The sequence below is a fragment of the Hymenobacter psoromatis genome (assembly GCA_001596155.1).
Classification (GTDB): Bacteria; Bacteroidota; Bacteroidia; order Cytophagales; family Hymenobacteraceae; genus Hymenobacter.
Map to the genome: position 1 here is coordinate 826,249 of CP014771.1, position 23,117 is coordinate 849,365.

Below are 23,117 nucleotides of genomic sequence, written 5' to 3' on the forward strand. Positions count from 1 at the left end.
GGCGCTAAGTGCCGCAGAAGCTAGGAAAACCGGCTTTTTCGGCGTAACTTGCGCACGCATTAAAGGGGGTTAAGAGCTGAGAGTTAAGAGTTAAAAATTAACTTCTTCGCCAAGATAACTCTTAACTCTCAACCCTTAACTCTTAATTCCCTACCCGGAATGGCCGAAGGCGAAAAAATAATCCCGATTAACATCGAAGACGAGATGCGCGGGGCTTACATCGACTACTCGATGTCGGTTATCATCTCGCGGGCGCTGCCCGACGTGCGCGACGGCCTCAAGCCCGTGCACCGGCGCGTGCTCTACGGCATGAGCGAGCTGGGCGTCTCGTACACCAAAGGCCACAAGAAATCGGCTCGTATTGTGGGTGAGGTGCTGGGTAAGTACCACCCGCACGGCGACAGCTCGGTGTATGACACGATGGTGCGCATGGCCCAGGACTGGAGTCTGCGCTACCCCCTCGTGGATGGCCAGGGCAACTTTGGCTCGGTCGATGGCGACTCGCCGGCCGCCATGCGCTACACTGAGGCCCGCCTCAAGCGCATCGCCGACGAGCTGCTCGGCGACCTCGATAAGGACACGGTGGACTTTCAGCCCAACTTCGACGACTCGCTAGAGGAGCCGAGCGTGCTGCCGGCCAAGTTTCCGAACCTGCTCGTCAACGGCACCAGCGGCATTGCCGTGGGCATGGCCACCAATATGGCCCCCCACAACATGACGGAGGTCGTGAACGGCATCGTGGCCTACCTGGCCAAGCCGGACATCACCATCCCGGAATTGATGGAGCACATTACGGCTCCCGACTTCCCCACGGGCGGCATTATTTATGGCTACGAGGGCGTGAAGCAGGCCTTCGAAACCGGCCGCGGCCGCATCGTGATGCGGGCCAAGACGCACTTCGAAATCCTGCCCAACGGCAAGGAGCAGATTATCGTGACCGAGATTCCCTACCAGGTGAACAAGGCCTCGATGATTGAGAAGACTGCCGCGCTCATCAACGATAAGAAGATTGAGGGCATCGCCGCCCTGCGCGACGAAAGCGACCGCGACGGCATGCGCGTGGTTTATGAGCTCAAGCGCGACGCCCTGAACACGGTGGTGCTCAACAACCTGTTCAAGTACACCCAGCTGCAAAGCTCGTTCGGCGTCAACAACGTAGCCCTGGTGAAAGGCCGCCCGATGACGCTGAACCTGCGCGACCTTATCCTGCACTTCGTGGAGCACCGCGAGGAAGTTATCGTGCGCCGCACGCGCTACGAGCTGGCCGAAGCCCAGAAGCGGGCCCACATCCTGGAAGGCCTGCTTATCGCCCTCGACCACCTGGACGAGGTGATAAAGCTCATCCGCGAGTCGCGCGACCCCGAGGTAGCCCGCATGAGCCTCATCGAGCGCTTTGCCTTGAGCGAGGTGCAGGCCCGCGCCATTCTCGACATGCGTTTGCAGCGCCTCACCGGTTTGGAGCGCGACAAGCTCGTGGCCGAGTTTGAGGAGCTGATGCGCCTCGTGGACCGGCTCAACGCTATTCTGGCCTCACCCGAAGAGCAGCGCGCGCTTATTAAAACGGAGCTACTGGAGATGCGCGAGCGCTACGGCGATGCCCGCCGCACGAGCATTAACCAGGCGGGCGGCGATTTCTCGATGGAGGACATGATTGCCGACGAGGCGATGGTTATCACCGTGAGCCGCGAGGGCTACATCAAGCGCACCAGCCTCGACGAGTACCGTACCCAGGGCAGGGGGGGGTAGGGGCCCGCGGCGCCGGCTCCAAGCAGGACGACTTCACGGAGCACCTGTTCGTGGCCACCACCCACGAGTACCTGCTCATCTTCACCGAGCAGGGCCGCATGTTCTGGTTGCGGGTCTATGAAGTGCCCGAAACCGCCAAAACCAGCAAGGGTACGCCGCTGCAAAACCTCATCGACAAGCCCAAGGAAGACGCGGTGCGCTCGGTGCTCAACGTGCGTAATCTACGCTCGCCTGATTATCTGGAGAATACTTTTCTCATGTTCTGCACCGAGCAGGGCACGGTGAAAAAAACGCCGCTGGAGGCCTATTCGCGCCCCCGCGCCGCCGGCATCAACGCCATTACCATCAACGAGGGCGACCGCCTGCTCGACGTGCAATTGCTCTCGGGCAATTCCCAAGTCCTGCTGGCCTCGCGTTCGGGCCGGGCCGTTCGCTTCCCCGAAGACAATGCGCGCCCGATGGGCCGCATGGCGGCCGGGGTACGCGGTATTCGTCTGAACGAGGAAGATGCCAGCGATAAGGTCGTGGGGATGGTGTGCATCGCCGATGCGAGCCAGGAGCTGCTGGTAGTGAGTGAAAACGGCTACGGCAAGCGCTCGGCGCTGGAGGAGTACCGGGTTACCAAGCGCGGCGGCAAGGGCGTACGCGCCATGAATCTGACCGACAAAACCGGCAAGCTGGTGAGTATTCAGGCCGTGAACGACGCCGACGACCTGATGATTATCAACCGCTCGGGGCTCACTATTCGTCTGAGTATGAGCGAGCTGCGTACTATCGGCCGCGCCACTCAGGGCGTGCGTCTGTTTAAGGTAGCGGCCAATGACGAAATTTCGTCGGTGGCCAAAGTAGCCGCCGCGGAGGTCGATGAGGTGGAGTTGGACTCGCTTGCCACCGAGGGGGTAGGCTTCGTGGTGACCGATGCCGAGGTGCAGGACGAGCGGGTGCCACTCGATGCCGAGAACTCTGACTCCGACCAGCTGGAAGAGGAAGGAGTCGAAGACCAGGAATAGGCTGCTGGGAGTAGGAGAGGGGCAGTTCGTTGGTCGGGCTGCCCCTTTTTTTATGCCTACTCCGTGGGCCCTACCCCCCTGGTCCAACCCAACCAGCCTCCGCTTCCTATCGTAAAGATGAAAATGGCCGGCTGGCCCCTCTCGTTCATTTGCCGGGCGGACGTAGCTTTGCCCCGTCAACATTTTTCTTCTTTCTCTCCCATTTCCCATGAGCAACTCCTTTCTGAAGCTAGCCGTTGCCGCTGCTCTCACGGCTACCGTTGGCCTGGCCACGCCGGCCCTGGCCCAGAATTCGGCGGTTACCAACGCCATTCTCAGCCAAAAGTCTGGCCAAATGGACAAGGCCCTGACCAGCATCAACGAGGCTATCACCAACGAAAAAACCAAGGACAAAGCAAAAACCTGGTTTACGCGCGGCGAAATCTACAACCAACTGCTGGACCCCAACACCCAGGCGCTGTTTGCCAAATACACCAAGGATATGCAGCCCGGCGAGGCCCTGCAAAAAGCCAGCGAGTCCTATAACAAGGCTCTGCAGCTGGATGGCCCGGCCGGTGAATTCGGCAAGCAGGTGCCCGCGCGCCTCCAGAACCTATATGGTATGGCCTTTAACGCCGGCGTTAAGAGCTACAACGACAAGGATTATGACAAGGCTATTGCCAGCTATAAGCTGGCCTCGCAGCTGAACCCAACCGATACGACGGCCGTGCTGTACGGGGCCTACGCGATGGAAGCCAAGCAAGATTACGCGGGGGCTAAAGCCAATTACAATCAGCTGCTGGGGATGGATGTTTACAAGACCAAGCCCGCCCCGGTGACAGTTTATACCCGCTTGCTGCAGATAGCCCGGCAGGAAAATAATCCGGCCGAAGGGCAGAAAGTCCTGAAGGAAGCCCTGGTAGCGCACCCGAATAACAAGGCATTTCTCATTGAAGACCTCAATGCGGCCATGTCCGGGGGCAACAGTGACGCGGCGTTGGAGAAGATAAACAAAACCATCGCGGCCGACCCCGCCAATGCCAACCTGTACGCGGTGCGCGCTGGTCTCTACGACCAGCAGAAAAAATCTGACCTGGCGCAGGCCGATTATAAGAAAGCAATTGAGCTGGACCCCCAGAACTTCGACTCCCAGTTCAACATGGGTATCTACAACTTCAACCAGGCGGCTAACCTCTATACGAAGGCCAGTAAGATGGACCTGAAAACGTACCAGGCCAAGGGTAAGCCGCTGGAAGCGCAGGGCAAGAAATATTTTGAGGCCTCCGTGCCGTATTTCGAAAAGGCGTTGGAAATTCAGCCCAATGACGCCGGTAGCATCAGTGCCTTGCAAAAGGTGTACTTCCGGCTGGGTCGCAATGCCGATTCGAAGCGCATGGAGGACCGCTTGCAGGCGCTCAAGAAGTAACCGGTTCGAAAAAAGCGGTAGTTAAAAAAAGCTACCCCGCCTCCTGAGGCTGGGGTAGCTTTTTTTAGTTTAGGGGAGAGGGTAGGCGCGGTGAGGATGGCAGGGGGCGAGAATTCGTAATCCAGTTTAACATAATATTAATTATAAGACAAATAAATCCGCTGTATTTGGGTGGGTTGAGAATGTATGTCGCAAATAGCTTCGCTCCGTAGCAAGGGGGTAGGGCGGGCCTAGCACTGCTGGTTACCGCCCTACCCCCACTGGTTTCACGTCAGCCACCAGTCGGAATGCCGGTATGAGGGAGGTTCAGATTTCATTGTTGAGTAGTTGTTATGGAAGACTGGTTGGTTGGCTAGCTGGCCTACTAAGGCTGGCTGGTGGTTAGACTAATATGAAGCTATCCTCGGTGGTTCTATAAGCGGGGTTTATTTTATTGCTGCTCTTTTATTTGCTCTGCACTGGCCAGCTGAAAGATTCACTGTGCTACTTAGCTTTTTTTCGTAACCCTGTTGCTCGGGTAACTACGAAGCTGGTTGAGCTAATTGTTATAGTTCTCTGACAAATTTCGTGGAATGGGCACTTGCGGGTGGAACGCCCTTTGTGCATCAGGGTTCTGAAAAAGGCCGTAAAGCTGGCTTCCATAGCAGCTACGTAGCCTCAGGTCATAGGTGCTGTCCAAGAACCATTGTCACTTCTATGTCTGATGCAATCAATTATAGAAAACAAGCCGATAAATTCTACCAGTCTTTCTATCAGATACTATCGTTTCGGAGTAGAAGCAGTTGTGTGTACTCCTCTCCCTTTGTATTAAGGAGGTATGGAAGGTATTAAAATTACCCTAGTACAAGCGCAGGCGTTAACATTAATAAACCAATAAAGTATAAAAAAGTACAAAAAACAAATATTATTTTGTACTTTTTTATACTTTATTGGTTATATTTATACTTGCCCTACATTTGTACTCATCATTACCCTACCCGTTATGCCTAAGTTAATTGATTACCCTCGCACCAATTACAGTGGTGCCTGGGAAGTAGCCGAAGTGGTCGATGACACGGGGGGCAAATGCGCGCTCGAAACCTGCGCCCGCAAACTGAATCGTAAGGTAAGCGGCTCCTTTAAAGCCATTGTGGGCTCCGCCGTAAAGTTTGGACTACTCACCAGCAAACGGGAAATGCTGACCACCACAACGCTCTTCCGACGCATCAAACACTCTTACGATAAGCAGGAGGAACTACTGTTTCACCGGGAAGCCTTTCTCACGCCGCCCCTGTTTACACAGCTCTGCCGCAAATTTCGCTCCCGCGAACTACCAGTCGCCATGCTCGACGTCTTATTGATACGCGAGTTCGACGTGGAGGAGATAAACGCACAAAGCGTCTCTAAAGCCTTTGTAGATGGCGCACGCATGGTCAATCTGCTCGACGAACACAATGTGGTGGCCGATATCGACCAACTGGCAGCGAAACAGGCTCCCCGACGCGAACTGGCCAGCCCGGCCCCGCCCCCCAACATCTTCCGACAAATTCCTTCTGCCAGAGCTTCCGCCGATACTGCGGCTACAGATGATGACCAAGAACTGACGCTGCCAGAGGAGGTGGAAGCTCAAGTTCCCCTGGCGGCGGCTGAAGCCCCCGCCCGCCTGCAAAGACCCATTCCAACGCCCCGCCCGACGCCAGCGGCCACGACCGATGCCATCGCCAGTCTCTTTGGCTTTAACGGCGCAGACGCCCGCTCTGCGCCCTCACCGGACTCTCCTCACCCAGTCTCTACCCCTACCGGGTCAACGCGACCAGCTGCTACCCCGCCAACACGGGCTGTTCCTGCTGCGCAGGCACCGCTACCCGCTACCATTAGTCCTACTACCAGCCAAATTCTTTTTCGGGTGGAATTAACTGGCCCAGGTATTAATACTCAACTCGATGTGACAGAAATAGAGGACCTCAGCCTGATTCGCGCGCTACTGGATAAAATAGAGCGACAACTTAAGAAATAACCCGCTAATTGTCAGATACTTTAGCTCTTATTTAATAATTATGTTAAATAAGAGCGTAAGAGCAAGAACTGAACTGCAACAACCTTTCTGACCACCAGGCGGCCCAGCCAATTCAGGTTGGCCGGGCCGCTTGATGGTCTTGGCTTTATTAGCCAAGTGGTGCTATTCGGGCAGTGGCCGACGCTGGCCCGCCCCGATAGTCTGGTGGCGCTGGCGCAACACCGCCAGCATCTCATCGAGCGACGAGCCGCTAACCCGCAACAGCACCAGCAAGTGATAGACCAAATCGGCTGCCTCGCCCGCCAGACCGACGCGGTTGCCCGCCATCGCGTCAATAACGGTTTCCACGGCCTCCTCCCCTACTTTTTGCGCAATCCGGGCCAGGCCTTTTTCAAACAGGCGAACGGTGTAAGAGCCCGGTTCCTCCTGCGGAAACTGCTGCCGACGCTCGATGAGGCGGTCCAACTCGGCCAGGAAGCCAACCGGGGGGGTAGGCAACGCGGCATCGGTGCTGGTGCCTACCCCCCCCCTTTCGGTGAGCAACGCCTCAAAGCAGCTGGTGGTACCCCGGTGGCAGGTCGGGCCGTCGGGCCGGGCCAATACTAATACCGTATCCTGGTCGCAGTCGATGTGCAGGCTAACTACCTGCAGGAAGTTGCCGCTGGTTTCGCCCTTGGTCCAGAGGCGCTGCTTGGAACGCGAGAAGAACGTGACCCGGCCCTCAGCCTGGGTGCGCTGCCAGGCTTCGGCATTAAAATAGCCCAGCATGAGCACCTGGCCCGTGGCCGCATCCTGCACGATGGCGGGAACGAGCTGGTCGGGCATTTTATTAAAATCTAACTCCATATTCATTATTCATTTGGAAAGGCAAAGCGGCGGGCAAGAGCCCCCGGTAAGGGAATAAGCGATGAGCCAACGTGACCCCGCTCAGGCAGTAGGCGCGGGTTTGAGTTGCAGCAAGTCCCAGAGGTTACCGTAGAGGTCGGCAAAGACGGCCACTGTGGCGTAGGCTTCCTCGCGGGGCGTTTCCTGAAACTGTACGCCCTGCGCCGTCAGGCGGTGGTAGTCGCGCCAGAAATCGTCGGTTGTTAAAAACAAGAACACCCGGCCGCCGGTCTGGTTGCCCACGTAGCGCAACTGCTCAGGGCCGTCGGCCTGAGCCAGCAGCAGGGCACTACCCCCCACCAAACTGGGCGGCGCCACCAGCACCCAGCGCTTGCCGTCGCCCAGGGGCGTATCGGCCACCAGCTGAAACCCCAGCTGCTGGGTATAAAAGTGAAGGGCCTCGTCGTAGTCGCGCACGACCAGCGTGACATGGGCTAGTTGCTGCATAGGTAAGTAGCTGCTGTGAGAATTCCCTACCCCACCGGGCGCATAGCGACGCCTTCGGTCAGGAGATAATTTTTGAGGCCAGCCACCGAGAGGTCGCCGAAGTGAAAGACGCTGGCCGCCAGCGCAGCATCGGCCCCGCCGGGCAGCAGCACATCGCGAAAGTGCGGAGCCGCCCCGGCTCCGCCCGAGGCAATGACCGGTATCCCTACCCCCGCTGCCACACCGCGCGTCAGGCCCAGGGCGTAGCCGTCGCGGGTGCCGTCGTGGCTCATGCTGGTGAGCAGGATTTCGCCCGCGCCGCGCTCGGCGGCCTCGCGGCACCAGGCCAGGGCCTCGCGGCCGGCGGGGTGGCGGCCGCCGTGGGTAAAGACTTCCCAGGCCTCATCGGCCGCATGGGCGGCGGTTTCGTTGGTCTGGCGGGCATCCACGGCCACAACGATGCACTGGCTGCCGAAGCGGCGGGCCAGTTCATCAATGAGGCCGGGCTCACGCAGCACCGAGGAGTTGAGGCTGACCTTGTCGGCTCCGCTTAATAAGAGCGCCTCCACGTCGGCCACCGCCCCGATGCCTCCGCCTACGGTGAAGGGAATATTGACCTCGCGGGCCACATTGCGCACCAGCTCGATGAGGGTGCGGCGCTTCTCCACGGTGGCCGTGATGTCGAGCAGCACCAGCTCGTCGATGCCCTCCTGAGCGTAGCGCGCGGCCAGGGCTACGGGGTCGCCGGCATCGCGCAGGTTTACGAAGTTGGTGCCTTTCACAGTGCGGCCGTTCTGCACGTCGAGGCAGGCAATGAGGCGTTTGGTCAGCATTATAGATAAATAAGTTGAAAATATTGACGGGGTGCAAGCGGTCCGTAGCGCAGCAGCTACGGGGCGGCAACTACTACGTTATAGACGTCGGCCAACGGCTCCAGGCCGGCTAGCTCCGCCACGTGGGCCAGCGGCCGGGCCACCCCCAGGCGGTTCAGCCACACGGGCCGGATGCCCACGGCCAGTGCCCCGAGTACGTCGGCCTGCCAGTTGTCGCCCACCATCACGGTTTCGGCGGCCGTGGCCCCCAAGCGGCGCAGGGCCACTTCGTAGATGGCGGGGTCTGGCTTAAGCACCCCTACCCCCTCCGAAGTAATCAAGGCATCCACGAGCCCGCGCATGCCCAGGTGGCGCAGCTTTTCTTCCTGCTCGGCCGTGCGGTTGTTGGTTACGATACCAATCTTATGCGTCGGCTTCAGGCGTTGCAGCAGCGCCAGCGCGCCCGCCACGGGCTGCCGCAGCCGCTGGTAGTGCCCGTAGTGCTGCTCGGCTACCTGGGTAACTGCCGCCGCCGACAGGGTAGGCTCATACGGGGCCAGCAGCCGCTGAAAGCGCAGTTGCCGCGCCGCCAGGTAAGGGAGCTGGCCCGTCATTACCAACGGATGCAACTCTTCCAACAACTCACTGTAGCGCTGGTAAAGCTCCTCCAAAGGTACCTGCTGCAAGGCCGGCCGGCTAGCCGCCGTGGCGGCCAGGGCCGCCCGCGCCGTGGCCATGTGGTCGAAGAGCGTGTCGTCGAGGTCGAAGAGAATGGTGGTGACGGGGATAGCTGGGGACATAGACTTTAAGATGGTATAAACAAGCTTAATTTATCAAGCTACTCCCTTATTCCGTTGCATGATTACTTGCCGAGCCTGCTTTAGTTCCTGGTTGGAAATATCATAGTTTATATCCCTGCCCAACCTGCTTTTAAATTTAGTTCTGGCTATCTCAAATACGTGGTTTTGGACTCCTGCATCTTCGTGACCTACCTGTAATAGTTTTAAGAAATCTTGTTTAAGTTCAGTGTACTCCCGAATAGACTCGTAGTAATAGAATAGATTAGCATCCCATGTTCTAACAATAGAGAGAATTGAAAACAGTAACACGGCGATTAACACGATAAAGAGCACGAGTGATAAACCCGGTAGTCTTCGCAGATTATTTACCTCCGGCATATAGAGTATAGCAGTGATAATTGGCACTGCTAAACCACCAAATCGCAATAAATCAAGTTCAATTTTTAAGGGTCTTGCTCGTCTGCGAAACACTTCAATATAAATGTCCGCATCGCTCATGAAATCCTCGCAAAGTTTTTTGATAGCGTCTATGTTAGTGGACATAATTAAGGTATTTTTTTTATTGAACTCGTAATGCGACTTTCAACTCACTTTCGTTTATCTTACCCTCATAAATGGCCTTGCCGATGATGACCCCGTCCATGCCCAGCACTCGCATCGCGGCCACATCGGCCACGGTCGTGACGCCGCCACTGGCCACGAACCGCGCCGCCGGAAACTGCTGCCGCAGGGCGGCGTAGGTAGCGGTGGCGGGACCTTGCAGCTGACCGTCGCGGCTCACATCGGTGCAGATGAAAGTGGTGGCCCCAGCCACCAGGTAGGCCCCGATGAAGTCGGGCAGGCGCTGGGTGCTCTGCTCGGTCCAGGCGCTCACGGCAATGAAGTCACCCTTGAAATCGGCCCCGATAATGATGCGCTGCGCCCCGAACCGGGCCAGCCACTCCCCCACCAGCACCGGCTCGCGGGCCGCTATGCTGCCGGCCGTGAGCTGCGCCGCTCCGGCCGCAAACGCCGCCTCGGCCGCTGCCGTGGTCTGAATGCCCCCACCGAAGTCAATGTGCAGCTTCGTGTGGCGGGCAATGCGCTCTAGCACCGGCAGCTGGCGCGGCTCGCGGGCGCGAGCCCCGTCGAGGTCAACCAGGTGCAGGTGGGTAGCGCCCAGCTGCTCGAAGTATTGAGCCTGCGCCAGCGGGTCGGCGGCGTAGGTGGTCTGGCGGGCAAAGTCGCCGCCCGTCAGGCGCACGCACGAACCGTTAATGAGGTCGATAGCGGGTATTATATTCATTTGGGTAATATGCAAATTTTAGTCTTATTAAGCGCAATTTAACCATTTGTTAAAGTAGCTAGGTAAGGCCAGCGGCTAGAAAGTTCTTCAAAATCTGCTCGCCCACCGGGCCGCTCTTCTCCACGTGAAACTGTACGCCGTAGAAGTTACGGTAGCGCACGGCGGCGCTGAACGGCACCCCGGCCGGGTAACTGGCCTGGGCAATAGTATAGTCGCCCACCGGCGCATAGTAGCTATGCACGAAGTACACGTAGTCGGCGGCCGTGGGAGCTACTTCAGCCCGGACGGCTCCTACCCCTCCCAAATTCTCAAACAGCGGCGTTTGTAAGTCGTGGAGGTCATTCCAGCCCATATGAGGCACTTTGTGCGCGGCATCGGGCGGCGTGAAGCGCACTACCTCAAAGGGCAGCATCCCCAGTAATTCGGTGCCCCCGGCCGGGCCTTCCTGGCTGTGGCAGCCCAGCAGCTGCATGCCGAGGCAGATACCCAGGAACGGTTGCGTGAGCGTAGGCAGTACCTTGTCAAGGCCAGCGGCGCGTAGCGCCCGCATGGCCGAACTGGCCTCGCCCTCACCTGGAAACAGCACCCGGTCGGCCTGGCGAATTACGTTGGGGTCGGAGGTCAGCGTAGCGTTCATACCTAGGCGCTCCAGCGCAAACAGCACGGACTGCACGTTGCCACCCTGGTAATCGATAACAGCAATATTCATGTTAAAACATTTGGTTAAGCGGGAACTCTATTCAATTTTACCCAAATGATAATATAGCTTACAGAATGCCTTTCGTGCTGGGTATCACATGCTGCCCGGCCGGGTCGCGCACCAGGGCCATCTTAATGGACTTAGCTACGGCCTTGAAAATCGCCTCGATTTTGTGGTGCTCGTTGTCGCCCTCACACTTAATGTTAAGGTTGCAGCGAGCCGCGTCGGAGAAGCTTTTGAAGAAATGGTAAAACAGCTCGGTGGGCACGTCCCCCACCCGCTCACGCCGGAAGTCAGCCGCCCACACCAGCCAGGGCCGGCCCGAAAAGTCGATGGCGGCCTGGGCCAGCGCATCATCCATAGGCAGCAAAAAGCCGTAGCGGTTCACGCCGCGCTTGTCGCCGATGGCCTCGTCGTAGGCCGCCCCAATGGCGATGGCCGTGTCTTCCACGGTATGGTGTTCGTCGATGTGCAGGTCGCCGTGGGTACGCACGTAGAGGTCGCAGCCGCTGTGCTTACCCAATTGGTCAAGCATGTGGTCGTAGAAACCCAGGCCCGTTTTGCAATCGGTGTGGCCGGTGCCGTCGAGGTTGAGAATAACTTCGATGCGCGTTTCGTTGGTGTTGCGCATGAGGTGGGCCCGGCGCGGCGGGCGGCGCAGGTGCTCGTACACGGCGGCCCAGTCGGTGGTGCTGAGCGCGGCGCGCTCGTCGGCCTCGGCGTGGAACAGGATGGCGCGGCAGCCCAGGTTCTCGGCCAGCTGCACATCGGTGCTACGGTCGCCAATAACGTAGGAGTGCGCCAGGTCGTAGCCGTTGGCCGGGTCGAGGTAGCGGGTGAGCAGCGCCGTGCCGGGCTTGCGCGTCGGGGCCGGGTCGTGGGCAAAGCTGCGGTCGATGAGAATCTCGCTGAACTCGACCCCCTCCCCTTTCAGGATGTCCAGCATCTTTTGCTGGTAGGGCCAGAAGGTATCCTCGGGGTAACTCTCGGTGCCGAGGCCATCCTGATTGGTAACTAGTACTAATTCGTACTCGCCGTCGCGGGCCAGTTGAGCCAGGGCCATGATGGCCCCCGGCACGAAGTCGAACTTATGCCAGGCATCAATCTGGTAGTCGGTCGGCGGCTCGATGAGGATGGTACCGTCGCGGTCAATAAACAAAACTTTCATCGCAGATTCAAACGGATTAAACGGATTTCGCAGATACGCTGCTGCGCAACTGACTAGACAATAATGCAGAAAATGACTAATTGCATTTGCCCTAGCAGATTACGCAGCTGTGAATTCCCTCAGCGCCGCCAGCAGCTTTTCATTTTCCTCGGGCGAGCCCACCGTGAGGCGAAGCGTACCGGCGCAGCCGGGCTGGGTGGTGCGGTTGCGTACTACGATGCCGCGACTCAGCAGGTACTCGTACACGGCGGTGGCATCGGGGTGGAAGCGCACCAGCAGGAAGTTGGCATCGGAGGGGAAGACCTCGGCCACGAGGGGCAACGCGGGCAGGCGCCCGGCCAGCCAGTCGCGGCCGGTGAGCAGCTGCTGGCGCAAGCTCTCGAAGTGCGGGGCCGCCGCCAGGGCGGCCAGCGCGTGCTGCTGGGTGGCCTCCGAGATATTATAAGGGGGCTTGATTTTGTTGAGGTAGCTGATTATTTCGGGCGAGGCGAAGGCCATGCCCAGGCGCAGGCCGGCCAGGCCCCAGGCCTTGGAAAAGGTTTGGAGCACCACCAAGTTGGGGAATTCAGCCAGGCGCGTCGTCCAGCTCGGGGCGGCGGCGAAGTCGGCGTAAGCCTCATCCACCACCACCAGACCGGCGAAACCGCGCAGAATTTCCTCGATAGCCTCGGCGTGGAGCAGGTTGCCGGTGGGGTTATTGGGCGAGCACAGGAACACCAGCTTGGCCGGGGAGGCCAGCACGCCGGCCACGATTTCGGGCGAGAGCTGAAAATTAGCCGTGAGCGGCCGGCGCTCGATGCGCACGTCGTTGAGGTTGGCGGCTACCTCGTACATGCCGTAGGTTGGGGGTAGCAGCAGGATGCTGTCCGCGCCGCCCGGCGTGCAGGTGAGGCGCACCAGCAGGTCAATGGCCTCGTCGGAGCCATTGCCCAGAAAAATCTGCGCCGGCCCTACCCCCTTCAATTTCGCCAATTCGGCCTTAACGGCGCGCTGTTGCGGGTCGGGGTAGCGGTTGAAGCGCGCGGGGCCGGCGCTGCCGAGGCTGTTCTCGTTGGCATCCAGCATCACCTGGGCCGCGCCCTGAAACTCGTCGCGGGCCGACGAGTACGGCTTCATGGCCCGGATATTGGGGCGAATAAGGGATTCTAAGGTCATCGCAGATTCAAACGGATTTAACGGATTTCGCAGATACGCTCGCTACGCGGGGCGGGCTAGTTGGTGGCCGTTAGGTGCTCCCGGCGCAGGGCCACGGCGTGGGCGTGGGCGTGCAGGCCCTCAGCCTGGGCCATTGGCTCTACTACCGGGGCCAGGGCGAGGAGGCCGGCGGGGGCAAGCTGCTGGAAGGTGATTTTCTTGTAAAACGAATCGAGCGACACGCCGCTGTAGGCGCGGGCGTAGCCGCCCGTCGGCAGCGTATGGTTGGTGCCGGAAGCGTAGTCGCCCACCGCCTCGGGCGTGAGGTGGCCCATAAAGACCGAGCCCGCGTTGTAGATATCGGCGGCCAGCGTTTCGGGCGCGGCTACGGCCAGAATAAGGTGCTCGGGGGCATACTGATTGCTGAACTCCAGCATAGTGGACATATCCGGCAGCAGCAGGCCCCGGCTCTCGGTGAGGGCCTGGCGGGCAATTTCGGCGCGGGGCAGCCGCGGCAGCTGGCGCTCTAATTCCGTCACGACCTCGTTTAGGAGCGCTTCCGAATCGGTGAGCAGCACCACCTGCGAGTCGGGGCCGTGCTCGGCCTGCGAGAGCAGGTCGGCCGCCACGAAAGCGGGGTTGGCGCTGGCATCGGCAATAACCAATACCTCCGAGGGACCGGCGGGCATATCAATCGCTACCCCCCGCTGGGCGGCCAGCTGCTTGGCAGCCGTGACGTAGCGATTGCCAGGACCGAAAATCTTGTCCACGGCCGGCACCGAGGCGGTGCCCAGCGTAAGCGCGGCCACAGCCTGCGCCCCACCGGCTTTGATAATAGTCGTCAGACCTAGCTCCTGAGCAGCGAAGAGAATGGCCGGCGCAATGCGACCATCGCCCCGGCCGGGCGGCGTGCAGAGCACAATCTCGCGGCAGCCCGCCAGCTTAGCCGGGATGCCCAGCATTAATAAGGTGGAGAACAGCGGGGCCGAGCCGCCGGGCACGTACAAGCCCACCCGCGGCACGGCCACGCTGCGACGCCAGCAGCGCACGCCGGGCATGGTTTCGACCTCCGCCTCCACGGCCGGCGGCTGCTGGGCGGCGTGGAATGTGGTGATGTTCTTAATGGCCTGCCGGATGGCCGCTTGCAACCCGGCGGGCACCTGGGCCGCCCCGGCGGCCAGCTCCTCGGCGCTCACGCGCAGGTTGGCCAGCGCGGGCACGCCGTCGAGCTGGGCGGCGTAGTCGCGCAGGGCGTCGTCACCGCGCCGGGCCACGTCGTCGAAAATTTCGCCGGCGCGGGCCAGGATGGCGTCATTGCTACCTGCCAGCGGGCGCTGCTGGAGCGCCGACCACTGGGCACGGGCGGGATTGTGGAAAATCTGCATGGCAAAATTCGTTTGTCATCCTGAGCTTGTCGAAGCATCTCTACCGCGTAAGTAAACCCATCGATTGAGGTTAGTTATGCGGTAGAGATGCTTCGACAAGCGGACGCCAGATGAGCATGACGTTCTTTTTTAAGTACCTACCCTACCCGCTTCTCAATCGCCAGCACCAGAATGCCTTCGGCCCCGATGGCCTGCAGCTCGCCGGCGATGTGCCAGAACTTGTCTTCCTCCACTACCGACTGCACCGATACCCAGCCTTCTTCGGCCAGGGGCGTCACGGTGGGCGACTTGATGCCGGGCAGCAGGGCCTTCACCGCGTCGAGGGCGGCCACGGGGGCATTAAGCACGATGTACTTCGAGCGCTGGGCGCGGCGCACGGCCTGCATCCGAAAGCGCAGCTGGTCGAGCAGCTCCTGCTTTTCGGGGTTCAGGTTGGGGGCGGCGATGAGCACGGCCTCGGAGCGGAAGATGGTCTCGACTTCGCGCAGGCCGTTGCCGAGCAAGGTCGAGCCGCTGCTCACGATGTCGCAGATGGCCTCGGCCAGTCCAATGCTGGGCGCGATTTCCACCGAGCCGCTGATGGTGTGCAGGTGGGCCTGCACGCCCTGGCCGGCCAGGTAGTCGCCGAGCAGCTTGGGGTAGGACGTGGCAATGCTCTTGCCCTGCAGGTCGGCCACCGAGTTGTAGTCGGCCCCGCGGGGCACGGCCAAGCTCAGGCGGCACTTGCTGAAGCCCAGGGCTTCGACTTCGAGGGCGGCGCAGCCGGCTTCCACCAGCACGTTCTGGCCCACGATGCCCAGGTCGGCCACGCCGTCCTGCACGTAGCCGGGAATGTCGTCGTCGCGCAGATAGAGGATTTCCAGCGGAAAATTGCTGGCCTCCACCTTGAGCTTATAAGAGGACGAGACGAAGCTGATGCCGCACTCGCGGATGAGCTGAAGGGAGTCCTCCGACAAGCGGCCGGACTTTTGAATGGCTAAACGAAGCATGAGAAGAAGAGCGCCGACGACCCGACAGGGGCCGAACGGCCAAACTGGACAAAGCCCCGGTGGCGCCTGGCCAGCCGGAAACTCCTCCGTAAATACCCAAACGAAGAAAAAGTTATTCCCGGCCCAAAGGCGGGGCGGCGGTGGAGACGCGAGCGGCTGGCACCGTAGGCTACAGGGTAGCGGCCAGCCCGGTTGCCCGGTCTCCTACAGATGGTGATGATGCTGCTGGAGCGCGGCCCGCTCCACCAGGGAAGCTAGCCGGGCGGCAGGCGCGGACGCAAAAAGGCGGGCGGTAAGGGGCATCGTGGCCCAAAGATAGGGCGGCGGCCCGTAAGTTGGACAGGCAGCCGGCCCAGAGTAACCATTAGAACAGGCCGGCACTGAGGTTTTGCTACCCCCCCAAATGCACCCAGGCCCAGTGCAGCAGGGCCACGCTGCCCCAGGCCACCAGCCCCGACACGGCCACGAAACCCAGCAGCAGCAGCGCTACCAGCCCCTTGCCGCTGCCCGCGTGCCGGCCCTCGGCGTAGTGGCGGCGCAGCAGGGCCACGTTGCGCTCGTTGCTTTTGAAAGTAAAGTCGAACACGTTGCCCAGGATGGGAATGGCGCCGACGATAGTATCAATCAGAATGTTGAGGGCCATGCGCACCACCACGGCCCCGCTGGCCCCGTGGCGCAGCATGGTCAGCAGCAAGGCAATCGACACCACGGTGCCGGACAGGTCGCCCACGATGGGCACCAGGTTCAGCAGCGGGTCGAGGCCGAAGCGAAAGCGGGTGCCGGGCAGCCGAAACTGGCTGTCCATGAGCCGGGCCACGTGCGCGACCCAGCGCAGGCGCTCATCGGCATCGAAGGTGGCGGGCGCGGGGGAGGCGGTGAGCTGGGGCATCGGTGAGGGGGTAGGCGGCGGGTAGTGTACGCTTACGGGGTGTGGCGGGGGGGTAGGAAGTATCGAAAGTTACTGCTATTGCGTTTTCAGCGAAGGCGCGCAATTGATGCTCAGTCTCTTGACCTTTGCCTTTGGTCGACACGCGAGCGTAAATGACTACTCATAGTGCATTATGAATCTCTTCCCATCTGTCTCAATCTAGCCTCAGCAAAGAAAGTCGCCATATTCTTTCCAAACTGTTTCCAGTGAGTTAACTTAAACAGAGTAATCTCAGGCGTTTCAACATCAAAATTATAACCTACACTCTTACTGGGTGGTAAGCCTCTCAAGTAGAAAATAAATATAAAGTCGTTTGCTATAAGGAGTATTTTTCCATCCTCTAAGTCAAGTGGTGTTATAAAATTGGCCTTGCTGTTAACCAATTCTAAACAGGTAATAATATTATAAGAAAAAGCGCTTTGAATAGGATTTGAAATGCAATTCTCTAGTGTACCTCGTATATTATCAGTTAAAAAGGTGTTAAGCTCTATTCTCAATCGTTCTTCAACTCTGATTTCTAATTTGAACGTTTTGAACCCAGCCTCTGAAGAAATTGATGCTCTCCACAGAAGAGACTAAACGACTATGGACTGTAAGTCCATAGGTTTGATGGCGAATGAAATTCGGCGGTTTCGGCTAAAGCCGGTTGAACAAATTGCTCCCTACTAAATAACGAAACAAGCTGCGCTCATAGCGAAGAGGTGAGTAGCAACTAAAGTCTTGCCCTGAAGGGCATAGCTTTAACTAGCGTACTTGAAAAGTAAATGAATAACCGCATGATACCCTGATTTACTTTTAGCGCTTGCATAACATCCATCTCTGCTGGAATAAGTAATCCGCGATAAGTGATAGGGAAGTCCTGTTGAAATGCGGGGTCTTTATACTTGTTGAAAAATTCATTAGCAACGTATCTTTCTATTCTTGAAAGCCTGTCCTCACAACCAGAGCAGAATAGATAATCTTCTTTCGCGGAGTCCTGTGTTACTTTTGAACGTCGCGTTGTATGAGTACCCATCAAATGTCCACGGCGCGGGGTGCCAAACATTGAATTTGTCATTAGCTTCGGTATTATATGTGAGGCAGTCTTATCTGCTAGATTGACGCCACACAAAAGACACAAATCAGTCGGACATCGTAAGGACATAGTATCAATTTTAAATATCCTGATAAAAATAAGGGTCTAGGCATTCAAAAAATGTTTAGGACATTGCAGTAACCATAAAAACGGCTCCAAAACCCGCGTTTTGGGGCCGTTTTCTACATCGTTTTTTGGACGTTTTTAAATCAATAATTATATCTTACCCTAGGCTAAAAAAGCACGTCAAGGTCAAAATAATGTCAGAAGAATTAACTAACACCTACTACTTACTCGACACCTCCAACCCCCAATTCCGCCCCTTCTCCACGGCGGGCACGCCCTTCTCCAGCCACACGGGGGCCGGCGCACCTTTGAGGTAGTGGTCGAAGAATTGCAGCTCGCGGATGGAGATGTCCTTGCGGTTTTCGCGCTTCACCAGGTTGTGGGCCTCGCCGTTGTATTGCAACAGCCACACGGGCTTGCCCAGGCGGCGCAGGTCCGTAAACATCTCGATGCCCTGGTACCACGGCACGGCCCCGTCGGCGTCGTTCGACATGATGACGACCGGCGTTTTTACCTGGGGTAGGGAGAACAGGGGCGAGTTGCGGATATAGACCTCCGGCTTTTCCCAGAGCGTGCCGCCGATGCGGCTCTGGGTGCGCTCGTACTGAAACTGCCGGCTCATGCCCGATTCCCAGCGGATGCCACCGTAGGCGGAGGTCATGTTGACGACCGGCGCGCCCGCCCAGGCGGCGGCGTACATATTGGTCTGGGTGATGAGATAGGCCACCTGGTAGCCGCCCCAGCTTTGACCTTGCAAGCCAATATGCGCGCCATCGACCCAGCGGTTTTTCTTCAAATCCTCCACGCCTGAGTTCACGTACTCGACCGCCGACGGTCCGGGCTCGCCGATGGTGTAGCTGATGTCGGGCGTGAACACCAGGTAGCCGTTGCTGGCAAACAGCACGATGTCGAGCCGCGAGGGGGTCGGCGCGGGCGCGGTGTATTTATAAAGGCCCTCCGACAGCTTTTCGTAGAAATAGACCACCATCGGGTACTTTTTGGCGGAGTCGAAGTCTTCGGGCTTGTAGAGCACGCCGGTGGCGGCGTGGCCCTGGGGCGTGGTCCAGTGCGTGAGCTCGGCCGTGAACCAGTTGTAGTCTTTTTGCTGCGGATTGATGGCGCTCAGTTGGGTTTCGTGCCGCAAGTCGCGGCTGGCGTAGAGGTCGGCCGGGTGGCTCACGTTGGCTTTGGTGTAGATGAATACCGGGGCGTTTTTGGCCTCCAGCAGCGGCGAATAGCCGAAGGGCGCCAGCACGGCGCGCTGCGGGGCCTCGGCGCTGGCCACGCGCTTGTGGTAGTAGCCGTTCTGCTTGGTGGTTTCGTCCTGGGTCAGCAGCCACAGCTCGTCTTTGGGTTCCAGAAACTCCTTTTTATCAATGGGATTATGGTAGCGGAAAATCAGCTTATTGGCGCGCCCTACCCCCTTGGTAAAGTTCGAAGCCAGGCCAGTTTTGGGGTCGATTTTCCAGATGTCGTAGCGGTCGTAGAGCAGCACGGCGGCATCGTCGCGGGTCCAGGCGGCCAGGCCGTAGGGCTCGGGGTCGGTGGGCGAGTCGTTTTCCTCATCGGCCAGCGCCACGCCGGTTTTCGCGGTCAGGTTCACGGTTTGGCGGGTGGCGACGGAGAACGAAAACCAGTTTTTGGCCGCGTAGTCGTACCACACCACGTAGTTGCCCAGCGGCGAGAGCTGAAACCGGCTTTTGGCCGCCCGCGGGTTCACGGCCACGCGCTGGCCGGTGCGGGTCGAAACCAGGTAGGCCTGCTTGCGGGTGTTGCCCTCCCACTGCATCGAAATGCGCTTGGCCGTATCGGTCACGGCCAGCACGTATTCGGCGTTGTTTTTGGCCGCCACCAGCGCGTCGCGCAGGTACTCATCTTCGAGCTGAAAAAACTTGTTTTCCTGCTTCGGGTAAATGACGGCCAGGTAGTTGCGCTGCAAATCCTTCTTGAGGTTTTTCAGCTGCATGGGCTGCAAATAATCGTCCTTGTAGTTCCAGATGTCGAGCTTGGCGTGCTCAAAATCCACCAGCGTCGTGTCCTGCGGAATGGGGTCGGGCGCGGTGCCGAAAAATAGCTTTTCGCCGTTATCGCTAAAAACCACCTTGCCGAAACCGCTCGGCGACCAGCCTTTGGCCAGCGCGCCCGCGCCGGGTGCCAGCAGCACGCGGGCGCTGTCGGGGCCAGCAATAAGGGCGGCGTAGTAGAGGCTGAACGGCTTCACCAAGGCTTTTTCGGGGTGTTTTTCGGCGGTGAACGCCAGCTGCCTACCCCCCTCGTCAAAGGCCAGGTTCTTGTACACGCCCTTGCCCGCGCTGAGCCGGCGCGGATTGCCGCCCGCCAGGTCGTACACGAACAAGCCCGATTTGACCGTCTTGCTGCCCTTGGGGCCCGCCACCGCAAACGCCACCCGGTTGCCGGGCTTGCTCACCTGGTAGTCCGTGACCGCCTCAAACGTGCGCACCGCGCCCGTAAGCAGGTTCACCACCGTGAGCTGGGCACCGGCCTGGTCTGTTTGCAGCAGCCGGTCGGTGATTTTTTTCACCGTATCGACGGGCGCTTTTTTGAGCGAGTCCTTGGCGGCGGGCCGCGCCGCCAGGAAGGCCAGCACCGCCCCGTTCTCGGCCACCTGAAACGACTTCACGTTGGCGTACTTGGTGAGCTTACCCGTTCCAAAGGCGAAGATACCCAGCGAATCCTTGGGCATCTGGTCGGGCTTTTTCTTCTTGATGCGGGCCTGGCGCACGTCCTGGTAGCGCGGCTTAATGGAGAAAACCGCGAACTTGGAATCGGCCGTGAACACCGCCGAGTCGCCGCGGCTCACCTGCTTCAGGGTTTGGTTGGCCACCGTTTTCAGGTACAGCGTGCCGTCGCCCTGCTGGGGCTTCACCTGGAAGAGCACGTACTTACCGTTGTGGCTTATCCGCTGATTCGCAACGCTTTGCCACTGGTCATACACCGAGTGGTCGAGGGGCTTTTTGGGCGCTTGCTGGCCGAGCGCGGGCCAGCTGGCCAGGCCAGCCAACAGGAGGAGATATTTGGACATGCGGACGAGTGATGAGCTTTTCAAAAACCTAAAGAACTACCTGGGGCCAAAGGCGCACGCGGGCCGCCGTTGGCTGCGTGGCGCGCTTCAGCCAAAAGTAGGGGGGTAGGGCCGGTTTAGCTATACGCGGCGCGCGGGTTGGCCGGCTTGCTGCCGCCAGCAGGTGTAAGCCGGGAGGTTTGGGCAGAACTTTGCGAATCCCTACCCCCCCTACCGGCGCTCGCCCTGGCAGCAACGACGGGCGGGGGCAAGCCCCGCACCCTACGAGAAGAGGACAACAAACCACTGTTAATCAGCCACTGGCTCATTCCATAATGCCCCATTCGCGCACTTTTATTCCGGCCCCCGTGCCCTCGGTTTTGCTGGCAATTGTGAGTGTGCAGGGCGGGGCGGCCATTGCCAAAGGCTTGTTTCCGGTGCTGGGGGCGGCGGGCACGGTGGGGCTGCGCATTGGTATTTCGGCCGCGCTGCTGCTGTTGGCGGTGCGGCCCCGGCTGGGGCAGCTGCGGGCGGCGCAGTGGCGGGCCGTGGTGCCCTACGGCCTGGCCCTGGGTACCATGAATTTTTTGTTCTATTGCGCGCTGGCCCGCATTCCGCTGGGGCTGGCCGTCACGCTGGAGTTTGTGGGGCCGCTGGCCGTGGCGCTGGCCGGCTCGCGGCGCTGGGCCGACGTGGTGTGGGTGCTGCTGGCCGGCGCGGGCATTGCCTTGCTGGCCCCGTGGGGGGGTAGCAACCTGGATATGCTGGGGATGCTGTTCGCGCTGCTGGCGGGCGGGGCGTGGGCGATGTACATCGTGCTGGGCGGCCGGGTGGCGGCGGTGCTGCCCGGCCCGCGGGGCGTGGCCGTGGGCCTGCTGTTTGCCTCGCTGGCGGTGCTGCCATTGAGCGTGGCGGCGGGTGGCTGGGCGCATCTCACGCCGCGCCTGCTGGCGGCCGGCACTGCGCTGGCGGTGCTGTCGAGCGCCCTACCCTTCACCCTGGAGATGAACGCCCTGCGGCACTTGCCCAGCCGCACGTTCAGCATTTTGATGAGCCTGGAGCCGGCCGCGGCGGCGGTGTGCGGCCTGGTGTTTCTGCACGAGCGCCTCACGCTGGCCCAGTGGCTGGCCGTGGCCCTGGTGATGGCCGCCAGCGCCGGCGCTACGCGCACGGCCCGCCCGGCCCCCGCGCCCGCCGTGGGCGGCGAGTAATGCTTTAGTGATTATCCCTACCCCCCAGCCGGGCAGCCAGGTCCTCGATATCGGCGCGGTGGGCCAGGGCGGCCAGCCACTCGGCCGGAATGCCGGCCTCGCCGTAGGCCAGGCCCGCCAGGCCGCCGACTACCGCGCCGGTCGTGTCGGTGTCCTGGCCCAGGTTCACGGCGGCCAGCACGGTGGCGGCGTAAGTATCGTGCCGCAGCAGGCACCACAGGGCCGCTTCCAGGGTATGCACGACGTAGCCGGTGGACTGAATTTCGGCCTCGTCCAAACCAGGCAGACTGCCATCAAGGAACGCCACGTAGCGGGGCCATTCCATAAAAGCCGGGCCTTTGGCCTGCGTTTGTAGCCAATGGTTGGCCAGTTCTCTGGCCTGCGCATACGCCTCGGCTGGTGCCTGGCCGAGAAGCAGCCCGCGCGCCACCAGCAAGTATAAGAAACAGCCCAGCGTGGAGCGCGGGTGGCCGTGCGTGACGCTGGCCACGGCTTCGGTGAGGGCCCAGGCGGCGGGCAGGTCTGGCGTTTCAGCCCGCCACGTGGCGTGAAAAACGAGGGGTAGGATGCGCATCAGCGCGCCGTTGCCGTTGTCCGGCTCCGCGCGGGGGCCGGCTTTGGTAGGCGCTACACCGGCCCGCAGCCGCTGAATGGCCGTGCGCGTGGCCCCGCCGACGTCGAAGGTTTCGGCGGTGGCCGTCCAGTAGGCGTGGTCGAGCCAGTTGATGGCGCGCCGGCTAAAGTCGGCTAGGTCCGGTAATTCGGTCAGCCCACCGGGCCGGGCCAGCGTTTCGGCCAGGCAAAAAGTGAGCGACGAGTCATCGGACCAGGTGCCGGGCGGCTGGTGGTGCGTGCCGTAGCCGCGCATCCCGGTCACGGGGTCGCGGTGGCGGGCTTCGCGGTCCATAAACTCAACGGGGACGCCCAGAGCGTCGCCCACGGCCAGGCCCAGCAGGGCGGCGCGGATAGCAGCAATTTTCATAGCCTGAACGACCGGTAGTGGGCCAGGCTGTAAGGTAAACAGTTACTCACCGTCCGTGGTAATAATAGAACTGATTTACGCGGCACTATTTA

General features: G+C 60.0%; 18 protein-coding genes and 1 pseudogene. 4 read left to right on the top strand and 15 right to left on the bottom strand.

Going from position 1 to position 23,117, the window contains the following annotated elements:
- The first annotated feature begins 159 nt into the window (after positions 1–159).
- The 3 genes and pseudogenes from A0257_03570 to A0257_03580 all read left to right on the top strand — a co-directional run bounded on the left by A0257_03570 (position 160) and on the right by A0257_03580 (position 6,157).
- Positions 160–2,756: pseudogene (locus A0257_03570) on the top strand (DNA gyrase subunit A).
- Positions 2,757–2,964: 208 nt separating this feature from the next.
- Positions 2,965–4,161 carry a hypothetical protein gene (locus tag A0257_03575; protein ID AMR26263.1) on the top strand — a complete coding sequence of 399 codons (1,197 nt, stop codon included), beginning with the start codon at positions 2,965–2,967 and terminating at the stop codon, positions 4,159–4,161.
- A gap of 982 nt (positions 4,162–5,143) precedes the next feature.
- Positions 5,144–6,157, top strand: a complete 1,014-nt coding sequence (locus A0257_03580; GenBank protein AMR26264.1) for a hypothetical protein — start codon at positions 5,144–5,146, stop codon at positions 6,155–6,157.
- 162 nt (positions 6,158–6,319) lie between these two features.
- Here A0257_03580 and A0257_03585 read toward each other — a convergent pair whose 3' ends face one another.
- The 14 genes from A0257_03585 to A0257_03650 all read right to left on the bottom strand — a co-directional run bounded on the left by A0257_03585 (position 6,320) and on the right by A0257_03650 (position 20,853).
- Positions 6,320–7,009 carry a bifunctional phosphoribosyl-AMP cyclohydrolase/phosphoribosyl-ATP diphosphatase gene (locus A0257_03585; GenBank protein AMR26265.1) on the bottom strand — a complete coding sequence of 230 codons (690 nt, stop codon included), beginning with the start codon at positions 7,007–7,009 and terminating at the stop codon, positions 6,320–6,322.
- 75 nt (positions 7,010–7,084) lie between these two features.
- Complete coding sequence (locus A0257_03590; protein ID AMR26266.1) at positions 7,085–7,489, bottom strand: hypothetical protein; 405 nt, start codon at positions 7,487–7,489, stop codon at positions 7,085–7,087.
- A 26-nt stretch (positions 7,490–7,515) separates the two neighbouring features.
- Positions 7,516–8,301, bottom strand: coding sequence for an imidazole glycerol phosphate synthase cyclase subunit (locus tag A0257_03595; GenBank protein ID AMR26267.1), 786 nt, complete (start codon positions 8,299–8,301; stop codon positions 7,516–7,518).
- 56 nt (positions 8,302–8,357) lie between these two features.
- The gene (locus tag A0257_03600; GenBank protein AMR26268.1) at positions 8,358–9,080 is read right to left on the bottom strand and encodes a hypothetical protein; all 723 of its coding nucleotides are present in this window, start codon (positions 9,078–9,080) and stop codon (positions 8,358–8,360) included.
- 33 nt (positions 9,081–9,113) lie between these two features.
- A complete protein-coding gene (locus A0257_03605) occupies positions 9,114–9,623 on the bottom strand; it encodes a hypothetical protein (GenBank protein AMR26269.1) in 510 nt (169 codons plus the stop codon).
- A gap of 16 nt (positions 9,624–9,639) precedes the next feature.
- Complete coding sequence (locus A0257_03610; protein AMR26270.1) at positions 9,640–10,365, bottom strand: 1-(5-phosphoribosyl)-5-[(5-phosphoribosylamino)methylideneamino]imidazole-4-carboxamide isomerase; 726 nt, start codon at positions 10,363–10,365, stop codon at positions 9,640–9,642.
- A 58-nt stretch (positions 10,366–10,423) separates the two neighbouring features.
- On the bottom strand, positions 10,424–11,074 hold the full coding sequence (gene hisH / locus A0257_03615; GenBank protein AMR26271.1) for an imidazole glycerol phosphate synthase, glutamine amidotransferase subunit: 651 nt from the start codon (positions 11,072–11,074) through the stop codon (positions 10,424–10,426).
- Positions 11,075–11,132: 58 nt separating this feature from the next.
- Positions 11,133–12,233: a bifunctional imidazole glycerol-phosphate dehydratase/histidinol phosphatase gene (locus tag A0257_03620; protein AMR26272.1), complete on the bottom strand. Its 1,101-nt coding sequence runs from the start codon at positions 12,231–12,233 to the stop codon at positions 11,133–11,135.
- Positions 12,234–12,332: 99 nt separating this feature from the next.
- A complete protein-coding gene (locus A0257_03625; protein AMR26273.1) occupies positions 12,333–13,388 on the bottom strand; it encodes a histidinol-phosphate transaminase in 1,056 nt (351 codons plus the stop codon).
- A 56-nt stretch (positions 13,389–13,444) separates the two neighbouring features.
- Positions 13,445–14,752, bottom strand: a complete 1,308-nt coding sequence (locus tag A0257_03630) for a histidinol dehydrogenase (GenBank protein AMR26274.1) — start codon at positions 14,750–14,752, stop codon at positions 13,445–13,447.
- Between the two features lie 137 nt (positions 14,753–14,889).
- A complete protein-coding gene (locus A0257_03635; protein AMR26275.1) occupies positions 14,890–15,741 on the bottom strand; it encodes an ATP phosphoribosyltransferase in 852 nt (283 codons plus the stop codon).
- Between the two features lie 391 nt (positions 15,742–16,132).
- The gene (locus tag A0257_03640; GenBank protein ID AMR26276.1) at positions 16,133–16,630 is read right to left on the bottom strand and encodes a hypothetical protein; all 498 of its coding nucleotides are present in this window, start codon (positions 16,628–16,630) and stop codon (positions 16,133–16,135) included.
- A 170-nt stretch (positions 16,631–16,800) separates the two neighbouring features.
- Positions 16,801–17,052, bottom strand: a complete 252-nt coding sequence (locus tag A0257_03645; GenBank protein ID AMR26277.1) for a hypothetical protein — start codon at positions 17,050–17,052, stop codon at positions 16,801–16,803.
- Between the two features lie 978 nt (positions 17,053–18,030).
- Positions 18,031–20,853, bottom strand: coding sequence for a peptidase S9 (locus A0257_03650; GenBank protein ID AMR26278.1), 2,823 nt, complete (start codon positions 20,851–20,853; stop codon positions 18,031–18,033).
- 314 nt (positions 20,854–21,167) lie between these two features.
- On the opposite strand from A0257_03650, the gene A0257_03655 reads away from it, so the two are divergent.
- The gene (locus A0257_03655) at positions 21,168–22,043 is read left to right on the top strand and encodes a transporter (protein ID AMR26279.1); all 876 of its coding nucleotides are present in this window, start codon (positions 21,168–21,170) and stop codon (positions 22,041–22,043) included.
- A gap of 4 nt (positions 22,044–22,047) precedes the next feature.
- Here A0257_03655 and A0257_03660 read toward each other — a convergent pair whose 3' ends face one another.
- Positions 22,048–22,998: a hypothetical protein gene (locus tag A0257_03660; protein AMR29612.1), complete on the bottom strand. Its 951-nt coding sequence runs from the start codon at positions 22,996–22,998 to the stop codon at positions 22,048–22,050.
- Positions 22,999–23,117 lie beyond the last annotated feature (119 nt).

Bases quoted from the DNA above. Each gene is read 5' to 3' on its own strand.
- A0257_03575 (AMR26263.1), top strand. From the start codon at position 2,965: ATGAGCAACTCCTTTCTGAAGCTAGCCGTTGCCGCTGCTCTCACGGCT.
- A0257_03580 (AMR26264.1), top strand. From the start codon at position 5,144: ATGCCTAAGTTAATTGATTACCCTCGCACCAATTACAGTGGTGCCTGG.
- A0257_03585 (AMR26265.1), bottom strand. From the start codon at position 7,009: ATGAATATGGAGTTAGATTTTAATAAAATGCCCGACCAGCTCGTTCCC.
- A0257_03590 (AMR26266.1), bottom strand. From the start codon at position 7,489: ATGCAGCAACTAGCCCATGTCACGCTGGTCGTGCGCGACTACGACGAG.
- A0257_03595 (AMR26267.1), bottom strand. From the start codon at position 8,301: ATGCTGACCAAACGCCTCATTGCCTGCCTCGACGTGCAGAACGGCCGC.
- A0257_03600 (AMR26268.1), bottom strand. From the start codon at position 9,080: ATGTCCCCAGCTATCCCCGTCACCACCATTCTCTTCGACCTCGACGAC.
- A0257_03605 (AMR26269.1), bottom strand. From the start codon at position 9,623: ATGTCCACTAACATAGACGCTATCAAAAAACTTTGCGAGGATTTCATG.
- A0257_03610 (AMR26270.1), bottom strand. From the start codon at position 10,365: ATGAATATAATACCCGCTATCGACCTCATTAACGGTTCGTGCGTGCGC.
- hisH (AMR26271.1), bottom strand. From the start codon at position 11,074: ATGAATATTGCTGTTATCGATTACCAGGGTGGCAACGTGCAGTCCGTG.
- A0257_03620 (AMR26272.1), bottom strand. From the start codon at position 12,233: ATGAAAGTTTTGTTTATTGACCGCGACGGTACCATCCTCATCGAGCCG.
- A0257_03625 (AMR26273.1), bottom strand. From the start codon at position 13,388: ATGACCTTAGAATCCCTTATTCGCCCCAATATCCGGGCCATGAAGCCG.
- A0257_03630 (AMR26274.1), bottom strand. From the start codon at position 14,752: ATGCAGATTTTCCACAATCCCGCCCGTGCCCAGTGGTCGGCGCTCCAG.
- A0257_03635 (AMR26275.1), bottom strand. From the start codon at position 15,741: ATGCTTCGTTTAGCCATTCAAAAGTCCGGCCGCTTGTCGGAGGACTCC.
- A0257_03640 (AMR26276.1), bottom strand. From the start codon at position 16,630: ATGCCCCAGCTCACCGCCTCCCCCGCGCCCGCCACCTTCGATGCCGAT.
- A0257_03650 (AMR26278.1), bottom strand. From the start codon at position 20,853: ATGTCCAAATATCTCCTCCTGTTGGCTGGCCTGGCCAGCTGGCCCGCG.
- A0257_03655 (AMR26279.1), top strand. From the start codon at position 21,168: ATGCCCCATTCGCGCACTTTTATTCCGGCCCCCGTGCCCTCGGTTTTG.